Below are 12593 nucleotides of genomic sequence, written 5' to 3'. Positions count from 1 at the left end.
TTCTGTTAAAACCTGGATGATATATGAAACATTTTTTAAAAATTATGCTTGTTATTGGTCTGATCCTTTTATGTGCTGCAGGCTATCTCGCGTATTCAACTCACCAGTTCCAGAGTGAAGCGATACACGCTGAAGGAAAAGTGACGGATTTACGTTACAGTCGGGACAATAACTCATCTTCGGCAGTGTGGTATCCGGAAGTCACTTTTACGGATGATGTCGGCAAAAAAGTTGTATTTGAGTCATCGGTAGGGAGCTCAGGTTACCGAAATAGCCTGGGAAATGTGGTGGATGTCATCTATCGTCAGGGGGATGCAGGCAATGCACAAATTAATAATAATACCGGACTCTATTTAGGTTCAATTATTTGTGGCAGCTTTGCACTGGTCTTGCTGCTTATTGGATCTATTGGCTCACGACTCATGAACAATGGTAGTCGCCATAGCCGCTTGGTACATGAAGGGAAACCTCTGACTGCAACCATAGTGGGTGTTGAATTAAATGAAGCCATTCAGTTTAATGGTCGTTCACCATGGCGGATTGTGTGCCAGTGGCTTGACCCCCAATCTGGTCAGGTATTTTTATTTAATAGTGCTAATTTTTATTACGATCCCTCCCCGTATATTAAAGATGAAACCATTACTGTGTATGTGGTGCATGATAATCTAAAAAAATATCACGTGGATGTTTCTCATCTTCCTAAAAAAGCTTAGGTCATCAATTTTACTTGTATTGCTTGCCTGTATTGTCAGGTGTGCTTTGGTTGACCATTCCTGAGTGAGAAATGAATATTGTTTCTTGCTATGGCGATGTGATTTTTTGGGATACTGCATTTTTATGGAAGATTTAACCCTGCGTTATTTTGATGCGGAAATGCGCTACCTGCGTGAAGCCGCAAAAGAGTTTGCTCAGACCCACCCTGACCGTGCAGCCATGCTCGATCTGGATAAAGCTGGAACCCCGGACCCTTATGTCGAGCGGTTGTTTGAAGGTTTTGCGTTCTCTATGGGGCGGCTGCGCGAAAAGATTGACGATGACTTGCCGGAGCTGACAGAAGGGCTGGTCAGCATGCTCTGGCCTCACTATCTTCGAACCATTCCGTCGCTGTCTGTGGTCGCCTTCACCCCCGAGTTACTGTCAATGAAAATGGCCGAGCGGGTGCCGGCCGGGCTCGAGGTTTACTCACAACCGGTCGGCCCCAAAAACAGTGTCTGCCGCTACCGTACCACCCGCGACATGATGCTCAACCCGCTCAGCGTGTCCGGCGTTACCATGACGACCGAGCCGGACGGGCGTTCACTGTTGCGGATACGCTTTGCCTGCAGCCCGCAGGCCGACTGGTCGCAGGCGGATTTGAGTCGTCTGAGTCTATATCTGGCGGCAGAGGCTCCTGTCAGCAGTCATCTGCACTTGATGCTCACCCGACGGCAGGCGGCCATGTATATGCGCTTGCCAGGCCAGACTGACCGTATCCGGCTGGACGGCTATTTCTCGCCGGGCGGTTTTGGTGAAGAGGATGGTCTGTGGCCTAAAGGTGATACCGCGTTCAGTGGCTATCAACTGTTGCTGGAGTATTTCACCTTCCGTGAAAAATTCATGTTCGTCCATCTCAATGGACTGGAGGGCATTACACCGCCAGCGGGTGTGGCGTACTTTGATATTGAAGTGGTACTGAACCAGCCATGGCCATCAGACCTGCCGGTCACGGATGGCGCCCTTCGCCTGCATTGCGTTCCCGTTATCAACCTGTTCACGCTGGAGGCAGATCCGCTCACCATCACCGGGCTGGAAAGTGACTATTTGCTCAGACCCAAACGCCTGCAGGACGGCTATACCGAGATTTATGCCGTTGATGCCGTGATGGGCTCAGGCCGTACCGGTGATGCCGAATATGTGCCGTTTAGCAGTTTTCGTCATAAAGGTGGCATGATGCGTCGGCATGCTCCTCCGCGTTATTACCACACCCGCGTGAAGCGCGGGGTCACCGGCTTGCACGATACCTGGCTGATACTGGGTGGGCATCAATGGGAAGATGACCGCCACCTTGCCCGGGAAACGGTCTCATTGCGTATCACCGGCACTAACGGTCAGTTGCCGCGCCGCGCCCTGCAAAGCACGCTTCTGGACCGTTGTGAGCAGGTGGTGCAGACAAACGTCTCCGTCAGAAACCTCTGCAAACCCACGCTGCCGGTGTATCCGCCGGCGGAAGACCGTTTTCACTGGCGCGTACTCAGCCATCTGGGCGCGGGCTTTCTCAACATGATGAGCAGTGCCGAAGTGCTGCGCGGTACGCTGGCGTTGTACAACTGGCAGGAGGACGAACTCAATAACCGCCGCCTAGAGGCGATACAGCGTGTGGAACATCACCGCATACAGCGTTTTGAAGATGGTTTCCTGCTGCGTGGCCTCGATATCGAAGTGACGCTCGACAGCAACGGCTTTACCGGTGAGGGGGACGTGCATCTGTTTGGGGAACTGCTCAATCGTTTCTTTGCTCTCTATACCGATATGAATCAGTTTAACCAGCTCACGCTTATTGTTCAGCCAGAAGGAAAATGCATCCGGTGGAAAGAGAATCACTGTCCGCGCCTGCCCGATTAATGGTGGCACTGGGCGACCGGCTGCCGCGCACCCACTTTTACCGCTTTTGTCAACTGCTGGAACAAAGCCAGCCGGGCCGGCCCGTTATCGGCAGTCATTGGCAGGTTCGTCAAGAGCCGGTACGCTTTCGTCCGCATCCGGGAATGGGCTTCCCAGCATCAGAAATAAAAGGACTTGAGACATCGGAGCAGCCGCATCTGCCACCGACCGTCAGGGTGACCTTTATGGGGCTCTACGGGGTGGAGTCGCCGTTGCCCACGCATTATATCGACGATATCACCCAAAGGCGGGAGGGGTATGAAGCAACAGCGGATTTCCTCGATATCTTCAACCACCGTCTGATTGCCCAGTACTACCGGATTTGGCGCAAGTACTCCTACCCGGCCACGTTCGAGACCGGGGGAAAAGACAGGACGTCGCAATATTTGTTAGGTCTGGCGGGACTTGGCATCGATGGCTGTGCAGAGAATATTGCCACCCCGACTTCCCGTTTTCTTGCACTGCTGCCGGTGATGTTGTTGCCGGGCCGCACCGCAGAAGGCATGACATCACTGGTGAGTTTACTTGCACCGGATACCCAGGCTCAAGTCTGGCACCATGACCGGCGGCGTATTGCGCTGAAAAAGCCGTTGGCGATGCGTGTCCGTCAGCCGGTCAGCCTGAAGGGCCGCCCGGTCATGGGGGCTTACGGGACTGACGTTAACAGTCAGGTGTTGATGCGCCTTACCTGCTCCAGCCCAGCAGAAATCAGAGGATGGCTACCGGGCGGTGACTTGCACACCGACCTAATGGCATTACTGCATGTGTATTTGGGAGCTCGCCTGGATGTCCGCCTGCAGTTGTGCGTGGACAGAACCCTGCTGCCCCATGCTCGAATGAGCAGCACACCCTGCCCTGCCTGTGCACAACTGGGACGCACGGCGGTAATGAAGCCGCTGGGCGCTGTAGGGGCACAGGCAAACAAAAATCTCATTATCAATCTGGGGCGCTATGAGCGTGTTCAGGAAAACATTTATCGAAGGGAGGCCGATGAAGATGGCGATTATCGCTGGTAAAGCCATGCGACTGGTTTTGGCGTCGGGATTTACGTTGCTGCTTGCCGGCTGTGGGCTGACCCAGAAAGTGACTGATGGCACGGTTGCCGTGACTAAATCCATTTTTTATAAGCAGGTGAAAACCCTGCATCTTGATATCCGCACCCGCGAAGCGGTGAACAGCAACGCCCGCGGGGAGGCACTTTCCACGGTGGTGCGCATTTACCAATTGAAAGACCGTAAAGCGTTCGACAGCACGGATTACCCATCCCTTTTTGCCGACGACAGTCAGGCTCTTAAGGCGGACCTGTTGGTAGCGAAAGATATTCACCTACGGCCAGGCAGTGCAGTGATGGTGGATATGCCGATGGACGAGCACGCGCAGTATGTGGCGATAGCCGGGATGTTTATGTCCCCTGACACCATAAATAACACCTGGCGGATGGTGCTCTCCCGCGATGCGCTTGACCCAGATATGCCGCGCATCATCGAAGCGGGTGATAACCGTCTGACGCTCACCCCCCTGAAGGATGACTAACATGCCGCGCCCGTCTTTGTACGAGATGCTGTACGGTAACTTCACCGGAGGCCTCGATTTACACCAGGTCAGCGAGGAAAACCAGGTCATCTTGTCCGTTCTCGATAACATGCAGCGCATCCTCAACTGCCGTGCCGGGACGCTAGCACATTTACCGGATTACGGTCTGCCGGATATGACCAGAGCCGTCCAAGGGATGTCGGGAACGGCTCATGAGCTGATGAGCATCCTGTCGACCGTACTACTTAAATATGAGCCACGTCTGAAAAAAATAACCGTTGTCCTGCTGGAACAGAACGTCCCCGGTGAGCTGCACTATGCTATTGACGCTGAACTCAAAGGCGTTGGCTTGGTGCGTTATGGCACCGAGTTTATGCCCGAAGGGCGAGTGTTACTCCGACACCTTAAAAGTCAACAGTATCTCGACACGACAACTCGTATGTAAGGCCAGATAACACCATGTCAGTAAAATTAGAGTTCTTTAAAAAGCTACAGGCCAGACAACCCGAACCGGCCTCTGCAATCAGTAAGAGTCAGGCTGATATTGTAGAGTTTCGCCTGCGAATGGTACAGCTTCAGGAGCAGATAGATGCGTGGCTTGCAGGTACCGAACTGAATGTGGAGGCGTTTACAGTATCTGTTACGGACCTGCTGGTGGATGGTGGGGCCTTTGATATATTCGCTATCGCTCTGCATTATGACGATCGGGTCGTAAAGTTTTTGCCGGTATTTCTGTACGGACACGGTGTGACGGGCTGCGTGGAGGTTAGCTTATGTATCGACGGGAAGGTTATCCCGCAATGTCGTTTATTTATGCGTGTCGGAACCAACACTCACTGGGCTTGCACGTCAAAAGGGGCTTTATCGCTGCCTAATCGAATGTTCGATGAAGACGCATTTTTCGAGATGGTCGACGGTCTCCTATCCTGACTGCGCTTTTTCTCGCCTCATTCTCATCAATTAACGGACGGACAATCTCCGTGAACAATCATAAACACCTCAAAACTGGCGGTGACCCGCGTACGTTCGCGGACTATGCCGCTCTGCGCGATGAACTGAGCAAGCTTTCACATCCGGCACGTCCTGATGTGAACTGGTCTTATGCCGAAAAACTCTGTCTTTCCCTGTTTGAGCACAATGGTGTGGAGCTTCAGACGGCAGCTTGGTATACGCAGGCAAAAGGTCAGGGGGCCATGCTGGAAATGGCACCGGCCGTGAACCGCATCAAGCAGGCCAACCGCGAAATGCAGGCACTGAACAATGCTGCTGAAGCAGCAAAGGCGCTGGTCAGCGACATTCGGACGCAAAACAATCTGGTGACGCAGAGCATTGCTGATTTGCAGTCGGCTGTGATGCTGGCGTCTGCTCCTCAGGGAATGGCGTTCACCTCGGGCGAGCATCTTCAGCTCACCAGTTCGCAGAATACGATGCTCAATGCCGGACAGCATCTGGATATCGGCGCGATGGGCAATGTCTCGTTGAGTGCGGAGCAGGAGCTGGGATTGTTTGTCCATAAAGTCGGGGCGAAGCTGATTGCGAACCTCGGTGAGGTGGAGATGCATTCCCGTCACAACACACTCGACATGAGTGCGCAGAAGCAACTGACCATCACCAGCACCGATGATGAAATTATTATCAGCACCCCCAAAACACTGACGGTGAATGGTGGCGGCTCTTACCTGAAGCTCAGCGACAGTGGCATTGAACATGGCTCAAAAGGCGATCTGACTATGAAGGTGGGGGAATACCTGGTGCCCGGTAGTGGCGGCGATATGCCGTTTGACGCACCGAATTTCAAAACCACTGAAATCGCCGAAATGACCAACATTATTAGCAAGCCACTGAGTAACTGAGGGATCTCAAATGTCGGTATTACCAAAATTCAGCTGGCCCGTGCCGTCCAATAAACGCGGAAGTGATTTTGCCAACCAGGATGATGTGATGTCACATCTGGAAGGCGAACCGACCGGATGGTACCTGCTGGGAAGCAACGGCATGTGGCACGGTGGTATTCATATTACGAGTACTACAACGCCCTGGTGTGCTCTGAGTGGAAAAGCGGCCTCTGAATCTGTCGATTTCCCGGTGGCGTATAAAGGTGAACAGGCCGTTCGCTGCATGGCCGACGGGGAAGTGGTGGCATACCGTATTTGCAGCGATTACCTGGATGTTCCGTGGGAAACCGGCCCTCTGAATGTGTCAGGCTCCTTTGTCCTCGTTCGCCACTATATTCAGTCGGGTGAGAAGAAAGAAAGCGGTCTGCATTTCTACACGCTGTATATGCATCTGGCGCCATACTCAGCTTATGCTCCCAGCGAAGGTGAAACCCACTGGGCTGTGAATGATAATCTGTCCGCCTATCGCCCTGAATGGGTGATGAGCGCCAGCACTGATAACAAAGAGGTCAGCGATTCGTACCGTGTGGCCACCATCCCTAAAGGTGCCCATATTGAGTGGGATGCCACAGACAGTAACCTGCACACCATTGGACATAACGGTCGCCGCTATGGGCTGGTCACGTTTAAAGGACTTTCCGACAAAGCGAAAGCTAAAGGGACAAAGACCAGCCTGCAGGAAGGACAACAATACTGGATCCTGACGGACAAAAATAATCTTGTTCCGTTATCAGACGCGGCACCTCGTCCTTCGTGGTGGACGCATCTGATGCCGCCTTTTGCTGAGCTAATGCAATTTGATAAGGTTGTTTGCCCGACGCCTTACCCAATAAGTGCTGGCGACAGCGTCGGACACCTGGGCTATTTTCAGGTACCAAAAGATGGCGGTTACGATTCCCGCTATCAGGTACACATTGAATGCCTGAGTTCAGATGACAGTCTTCCAGCATTCCTGAAAAACCCTGAGAAGGTGGGTGAGAGTACGCCGCTTTATCTGAAGTGCCCGTCGGGATTGCCGCTGTTTTCGAAAGATTTGAAGACTAAGGCAATGGTCAGTAGCGGCAAAGTTTCGCAAGGCGAATCAATCCTGACACTGAGCCAGGTGAAAACAGAAACGGACGCACAGAAGCAGGCTTACTGGTTTTTGCCGTATGCAAATGGTTACGTGCCGAAAACAAATAAGTCGGTTGAAACACTGTCGCAATACGATCTCGAGAAGCGAGGATTTACCACGGCGGAGGATGAGGCACCAAGCTTCGATCATCTGGATGGGAAAACGCCGCCGAAAGGTCTGGTTCAAAAGGTTCTTGACAGGCTTCATTACACATCCAGTAATGATGCCCGCGTAACCCACCGCGTTGTACCGCTTAATTACAAGCGACTCTTGAACCGTATCGATGGCAGTATCAGTCCGTATTCGCCTCATGAATACCTGAGTGCAATCCATAACCCATCCTATCGGGATGCGAAGAACAGGATGATTGTAAAACACCCAAGTGAGTGGTATCACAAGAAGAGTGATCCTATTTGGTTGCCATTCCTGAATAACCTGACGAAAGATGCGCCAGAATGGAAAACCTACAGTGAAGCTTACATTGAGAAAATGGTCTGGATGCAGGATGCCAGTAAACTGAAGCTGGGGCCATCTTTGTGGCATATGCACCCGATAATGTTTTTAGGGACATTACTACAAAATCAAAAGGATTGGCGAAACCTTTCGCGACAAGAATTTGTTGACGCTGTATATGAAGCTGCACAGAAAGATCAAGCAACCTCAGGAATACCCGCCGCAATAACAACAGCCCAAGCCATTGAAGAGTCTTACTATGGCAAAAAAGTTATGGTTGATATTAACAATGAAAGATACAGTTTCAATCTGTTCGGTATTAAAGCTAAGGCAGGGCAGGACTATGTTGAAAATTGGACGTCAGAATTCATAAATGGAAGGAAGATCAAAATAATTGATAAGTTTGCAGCCTATTCATCATTTGAAGAAAGCATTGCTGACAGAGCTAGGTTCTTGAAAGAAAACAAGCGGTATGCATCACTTTTTGAAACTGATGATCCGATAAAGTGGGCTCATGGTTTGCAAGAAAAAGGGTATGCAACGAATCCAACATATGCCAAGAATCTCATTGCAATAATGAAAGGTAGTTACATGAAAAGTCGAGGCTTGAAATGAAATATCTAATAAGTCTGTTTTCCCTTCTGTTTTTTATCTCAGCCGCAAATGCAAGTGACTTTTGCTCGGATATACAAAAAAAAGCAGATACAGAGCAGGCCTATATTGATCACTCTACAAGCGACTACAAAGTTATATCTAAAGGGCGGCTATACTTCTATAGTGCACCAGATAAGAAATGCAAAAATAGCAAAGTGTTTTTAGTTCCAGGAGATCATGTAATAGGTTATTCGATTTATAAAGATTTTTTATCTGCTGCTTATTTTAAAAGTAATGGTGATTCAGTTGATGGATGGTTGGATACATCTCAGTTAGAAAACACTAAACTTACAAATGGCCCTTCATCTGAGGAGCAAATGGTTTTTAATATGCTTCCTGAAATAATCCAGAGCAATAAACTAAGCTCTTTGGGCAAAGATTGTTTGAGTTTTAACATGAGCAATTCTAAAGATTACTATTCGGTTGATGTCAGTAAGTCTGCTGGTGCAAAGTGTGAAAGTGAAAAGACTTTACCATTTACACTTCTTATCAAAAAACACACTTTAGACGCTTATACAAATCAGGGCGGTGAAAAAGATGAGTTTAGGACGCTGAAAAATAATTAATTTGGTAGGTGGTGAGTCTTACTATACCGCTGACGGTCTTAACAAAGCTCATCTTTTGCCAAGTGAGATGGTCAAGGTATTGAAGGAATCGAAAAATGGTAAATAAAAAGAATCTGTTCAAATCCGCACTAGGTGTTTTGGTGGCTACATATACGATTTTTTCAGCGGCAAGTGATTCAAGTGATCCGCAGTTTTTAGACTATCAAACAGCCGTCAGTTCAGGTCCATTTTCAAAAAAAGTGCAACTCAATAGCGAACAGAGGACCTACTCATTAAATTGGAAGGAATCAATCCAGTCTGAGTTGAATAAGCAAGTTAATTTTTCTGGGCACTATAGGTTGTTTACGGCTGTTGGTGGCAAAGGAAAAGAATGTTCAAATGAGGCTTGGGTATGTGGCTGGGTAATTGACAAAATCACGGGGCGTATTGTTTCGGCATTACCGAGTGATAATGACGGAAGTAATGTGTATGCAAGTGTTGGTGATAATGGAACACCTGTCGGTTACCCTTTCGAGGTTGATGCTTATAAAGATAGTTCTATGATTGTTATTACCGGTCAGGCGATACCTTTAGATAAAAGAGCAAATGACAACCCAGTTTGCAAATCTGTGGTTTATAAATTTAAAGATAATGAATTTGTGAAGTTAATTGAGTCAGAGGATGGGTGCAATATTGATTAATAAAAATAATTTATGCTGTCGTGTCGATAACATGAGCATTTTTACTGGTTGAAATATTAACGCATTCTTGCGGCTATGGATCTGCGAATTTTATAAACAGTGAGTGTGAAATGCTAAAGATTATTCGTAAAGGGGATAAAACGACCCATGGTGGTTCGGTATTAACTGCATCCACGACAATGAAGTACGGTGGCATTGGCGCAGCTCGTAAAGGCGATAAAGTCTCCTGCCCTGAGCACGGGGAAACCACCATTGTTGAAGGTAATCCAAACTATCTGGATGAGGATGGGATCCCCGTGGCTTTTGAAGGCCATAAGTGCGGATGCGGTTGTACGCTGATTAGCTCCTTTTCTGCGGCGAAGGTTGGCTGAATATGCCGATTTATCTGGATGAAGTCCCTGAAGATGAAGACAACATTCCGCGTCCGGTGACATTACGTTGGATTATTTTACTGATTGTCATTCTGGTCGCTGGCGTGGCGTTGACGGCATGGCAATGGACAGGAGATCGGCGCGGGGTTTCATTCTGGTTAACCGCTCTGGGCTTGCCCTTTCTCATTTGGGGGATCCTGGCGGTCTTTCGGCATATTGGATACCGGCTTGAACTCAATGGTGAAGCAGGCTGGAATTATGAATGTGAAAGCCTGAAAGACACGGAGATCGCGCGCGGTCAGCGCTTTGCCTGGGTGCTGGACTCGTTCGTTCAGACCCCTGCCGGGAGGGGAACAGGAAGTCTGGTCGCTGCAATGGTACAGGCGACGCCGTTACTGAAAACCAGCATACCGCGTGGTGGTGGTCTCCCTGTCAGGCATGCCCGGGTATCCCCTGTATTAATGGAAAGTTGTACTCGAGTTATTGTAAATGGTATGGAGATTTAAATGTCATGAAAACGACAAGGGTTGTCATTTGCCTTACATTACTCAGCTTGCTTGCTACTGGTTGTGATAGTGGAAAAAATACAGATGAGGAAAATGAATTAAGTCGTGAAATTAATGATTCAATGGTCACAGTCAATGGTGGTCGTTATCAAATGGGAGATTTTGGCGTATTAATTGATGAGAGATTACCTCTAACGCCGGATCTAGACAATAAACACTTACACTGGGTTGAGTTATCTGATTTTAAAATAACTAAGAATCGGATAACGTGGGGCGAGTTTAATCAGTGGTTGCTTATTAACCGAAGGGATGCGAATAAGTATTATAACAAAATATCAAGTAGAAAAATTGAAGGCAAGTATGATGAACGAATGCATAAATATATAGGAGATAATTATCCTTCGGTAGCAAATTGGAACGATGCATCAGACTTTTGCCATTGGATAGGGACTGTTTCTGGGAAAAACATATCATTACCGACAGAAGCACAATGGGAATATGCCGCACGTAGCCGTGGGCAGTTCAGGAAATTTGCAAACAAAGATAACGTATACAATTTGAGTACTCCTGATAATAAACTCAATTTCACCTTTGATAGAGCCCCTGTTGGCTCTTACCCACCCAATCCATTAGGTCTGTACGACATGATGGGGAATGGTCATGACTGGGTTATGGACTGGTACGCAGAAGATTATTACGAAAACTCACCAGAGAAAAATCCTCAAGGACCTGTAAATGGCACGGAAAAAGTTGTGAGGGGATATTTAGGTTCAATGTTTGGTTTATATGATGTGACTCGTGGGAGAAATAAACCCGAAACTGAAGCGCCGGGATATGGATTCCGCTGTGTAGAAAATGCCCCTTTCAAATAATAAGGAAATCACATGTCTAAAGGGTTTGTATTACTGGGCGATAAAACAACACACGGTGGCGAGGTTATTTCAGCCACATCAACCATGATCGTTAATGATAAAAAAGTGGCATTAATCGGTGACAAGATCAGTTGCCCGAAAAAAGGGCACGGTATCAATGCCATTATTGAAGGGGCATCTGAATGGTCATCTGATGGCAAAGCCGTAGTTGTGGATGGCTGCCATTGTGAGTGCGGTTGCCAAGTGATTTCCAGTGCGCCGGATTGTGCAATAGGGTAGACCATGAGCTGGAAACGTCAAAAATCGTCGGTTGCTAAGATGCCTGAAGAGCCGTCACTGGTGTTCTGGTTGATTGGTGGTCTTGTGGCCCTAGTTGCCGGCATGGTGCTATTTGTCCTTCACGCCAATCAGCTGCTTAGCTCGTTGCAGCATTACAACTTGTGGCTTTTGTCTGGATCACCTTTACTTGTCTGGTTTGTGTTCATTTGTTTGCGAGGCTGGCGCTATAACAATGCTGTTGATAAACACGAGTTTGAAACTAAGGAAGCAGGCTATTCTCAGGAGCAGTGGACCCAGTGGGCTGGGCGTTATCTGGCTGTCATGCACAGCGAAGTGTTCCTGTCAGATTCGCTGACGCCGGTACAATTTATTTCCGCTGCGGGGCGGGAACAACATGCAAAACAAGACTTACGCGTAGATATTCACAGTGATGACGAAGCCATTGCTGCATTTCTGAGCAATCTTGTTGAGCCATTAACGGGACTTCCGGCGGGGCTGCCGCTGAATGTGCTCTTGCTGACAGATTCTCCTGAAGATACTTTGGTCTTACAAACCCTATTCGAGGAGTGCTGGCAGCGCCTGATGCCTGCTGGCTGCCTGGTTCCAGTGCTGGAGATTTTACGTTCGTATTCGTTTGATGCTGCTGAACGCCGCATAAAAAAAACTGATATTTCAGCTGAGCTTATCCTTATTCAGCAAATGCATGGTGCCGATCGCTACAGCGATGCACTGGCGAGCCTGCTGGTAACCTCTGATGATGTGGCCACCAAATACGGATTGGGTCATGACGTGCGCCTGCTTCGCCCTATGCCACTCGAAGGGGATGACCTCTTTACTGAGCTGGAACTCTATTTTTCCACCCAGATGCAAGCCATTACCACAAGGCACATTCTCGGCGATCGTGTCCGCTGGGGGGAATTGTTTCCCACTCTGCTTGAAGCCGCTGAGCAACATAACGGTTACTGGAAAACAGAGCAGCTCCACTGGTTGGAGACCTATGCCGGGATTTGTGGGCCTTTTTCCCCTTGGA

At 48.9% G+C, this 12593-nt stretch carries 15 protein-coding genes; all 15 read left to right on the top strand.

The window, feature by feature from the left end:
* The first annotated feature begins 23 nt into the window (after positions 1-23).
* The gene (locus BN1044_RS05900; RefSeq protein WP_072307933.1) at positions 24-713 is read left to right on the top strand and encodes a DUF3592 domain-containing protein; all 690 of its coding nucleotides are present in this window, start codon (positions 24-26) and stop codon (positions 711-713) included.
* A gap of 124 nt (positions 714-837) precedes the next feature.
* Complete coding sequence (tssF, locus tag BN1044_RS05895; protein ID WP_072307932.1) at positions 838-2601, top strand: type VI secretion system baseplate subunit TssF; 1764 nt, start codon at positions 838-840, stop codon at positions 2599-2601.
* Positions 2556-3656, top strand: coding sequence for a type VI secretion system baseplate subunit TssG (gene tssG / locus BN1044_RS05890; RefSeq protein ID WP_072307931.1), 1101 nt, complete (start codon positions 2556-2558; stop codon positions 3654-3656). Before tssF ends, tssG begins: the two co-directional genes overlap by 46 nt.
* Positions 3637-4173, top strand: a complete 537-nt coding sequence (gene tssJ / locus BN1044_RS05885) for a type VI secretion system lipoprotein TssJ (protein WP_168780292.1) — start codon at positions 3637-3639, stop codon at positions 4171-4173. Before tssG ends, tssJ begins: the two co-directional genes overlap by 20 nt.
* Positions 4166-4618 (top strand): type VI secretion system baseplate subunit TssE, encoded by a 453-nt coding sequence (gene tssE, locus BN1044_RS05880; protein WP_432612990.1) that lies wholly within the window; start codon positions 4166-4168, stop codon positions 4616-4618. The genes tssJ and tssE overlap by 8 nt, the downstream gene beginning before the upstream one ends.
* Before the next feature lie 14 nt (positions 4619-4632).
* Complete coding sequence (locus BN1044_RS05875; RefSeq protein WP_072307928.1) at positions 4633-5103, top strand: hypothetical protein; 471 nt, start codon at positions 4633-4635, stop codon at positions 5101-5103.
* 50 nt (positions 5104-5153) lie between these two features.
* Positions 5154-6026, top strand: a complete 873-nt coding sequence (locus BN1044_RS05870) for a DUF2345 domain-containing protein (RefSeq protein WP_072307927.1) — start codon at positions 5154-5156, stop codon at positions 6024-6026.
* A 10-nt stretch (positions 6027-6036) separates the two neighbouring features.
* Positions 6037-8250 (top strand): glycoside hydrolase family 73 protein, encoded by a 2214-nt coding sequence (locus BN1044_RS05865; RefSeq protein WP_072307926.1) that lies wholly within the window; start codon positions 6037-6039, stop codon positions 8248-8250.
* Complete coding sequence (locus BN1044_RS05860; RefSeq protein ID WP_072307925.1) at positions 8247-8855, top strand: hypothetical protein; 609 nt, start codon at positions 8247-8249, stop codon at positions 8853-8855. Before BN1044_RS05865 ends, BN1044_RS05860 begins: the two co-directional genes overlap by 4 nt.
* Before the next feature lie 95 nt (positions 8856-8950).
* The gene (locus BN1044_RS05855; protein WP_072307924.1) at positions 8951-9535 is read left to right on the top strand and encodes a hypothetical protein; all 585 of its coding nucleotides are present in this window, start codon (positions 8951-8953) and stop codon (positions 9533-9535) included.
* A gap of 110 nt (positions 9536-9645) precedes the next feature.
* On the top strand, positions 9646-9906 hold the full coding sequence (locus tag BN1044_RS05850; RefSeq protein ID WP_072307923.1) for a PAAR domain-containing protein: 261 nt from the start codon (positions 9646-9648) through the stop codon (positions 9904-9906).
* Positions 9907-9908: 2 nt separating this feature from the next.
* Positions 9909-10412, top strand: coding sequence for a hypothetical protein (locus BN1044_RS05845; RefSeq protein WP_072307922.1), 504 nt, complete (start codon positions 9909-9911; stop codon positions 10410-10412).
* A 5-nt stretch (positions 10413-10417) separates the two neighbouring features.
* Positions 10418-11284, top strand: coding sequence for a formylglycine-generating enzyme family protein (locus tag BN1044_RS05840; protein ID WP_072307921.1), 867 nt, complete (start codon positions 10418-10420; stop codon positions 11282-11284).
* 12 nt (positions 11285-11296) lie between these two features.
* The gene (locus tag BN1044_RS05835; protein ID WP_072307920.1) at positions 11297-11563 is read left to right on the top strand and encodes a PAAR domain-containing protein; all 267 of its coding nucleotides are present in this window, start codon (positions 11297-11299) and stop codon (positions 11561-11563) included.
* Between the two features lie 3 nt (positions 11564-11566).
* Positions 11567-12593 (top strand): hypothetical protein (locus tag BN1044_RS05830; protein ID WP_072307919.1); only part of this gene is annotated, 1027 nt, incomplete at its 3' end.

This window comes from Hafnia alvei (genome assembly GCF_900095695.1).
In the GTDB taxonomy this organism is placed as follows: Bacteria; Pseudomonadota; Gammaproteobacteria; order Enterobacterales; family Enterobacteriaceae; genus Hafnia; species Hafnia alvei_B.
The sequence above is the reverse complement of the archived record's forward strand: the minus strand, read 5'-3'. Positions and strand labels throughout refer to the sequence as shown.

Excerpts from the sequence above, each read along its gene's own strand:
- BN1044_RS05855 (WP_072307924.1), top strand. The coding sequence starts at position 8,951 with ATGGTAAATAAAAAGAATCTGTTCAAATCCGCACTAGGTGTTTTGGTG.
- BN1044_RS05835 (WP_072307920.1), top strand. The coding sequence starts at position 11,297 with ATGTCTAAAGGGTTTGTATTACTGGGCGATAAAACAACACACGGTGGC.
- BN1044_RS05875 (WP_072307928.1), top strand. The coding sequence starts at position 4,633 with ATGTCAGTAAAATTAGAGTTCTTTAAAAAGCTACAGGCCAGACAACCC.
- BN1044_RS05845 (WP_072307922.1), top strand. The coding sequence starts at position 9,909 with ATGCCGATTTATCTGGATGAAGTCCCTGAAGATGAAGACAACATTCCG.
- tssF (WP_072307932.1), top strand. The coding sequence starts at position 838 with ATGGAAGATTTAACCCTGCGTTATTTTGATGCGGAAATGCGCTACCTG.
- BN1044_RS05850 (WP_072307923.1), top strand. The coding sequence starts at position 9,646 with ATGCTAAAGATTATTCGTAAAGGGGATAAAACGACCCATGGTGGTTCG.
- BN1044_RS05860 (WP_072307925.1), top strand. The coding sequence starts at position 8,247 with ATGAAATATCTAATAAGTCTGTTTTCCCTTCTGTTTTTTATCTCAGCC.
- tssJ (WP_168780292.1), top strand. The coding sequence starts at position 3,637 with ATGGCGATTATCGCTGGTAAAGCCATGCGACTGGTTTTGGCGTCGGGA.
- BN1044_RS05865 (WP_072307926.1), top strand. The coding sequence starts at position 6,037 with ATGTCGGTATTACCAAAATTCAGCTGGCCCGTGCCGTCCAATAAACGC.
- BN1044_RS05900 (WP_072307933.1), top strand. The coding sequence starts at position 24 with ATGAAACATTTTTTAAAAATTATGCTTGTTATTGGTCTGATCCTTTTA.
- BN1044_RS05840 (WP_072307921.1), top strand. The coding sequence starts at position 10,418 with ATGAAAACGACAAGGGTTGTCATTTGCCTTACATTACTCAGCTTGCTT.
- tssG (WP_072307931.1), top strand. The coding sequence starts at position 2,556 with ATGCATCCGGTGGAAAGAGAATCACTGTCCGCGCCTGCCCGATTAATG.
- tssE (WP_432612990.1), top strand. The coding sequence starts at position 4,166 with ATGACTAACATGCCGCGCCCGTCTTTGTACGAGATGCTGTACGGTAAC.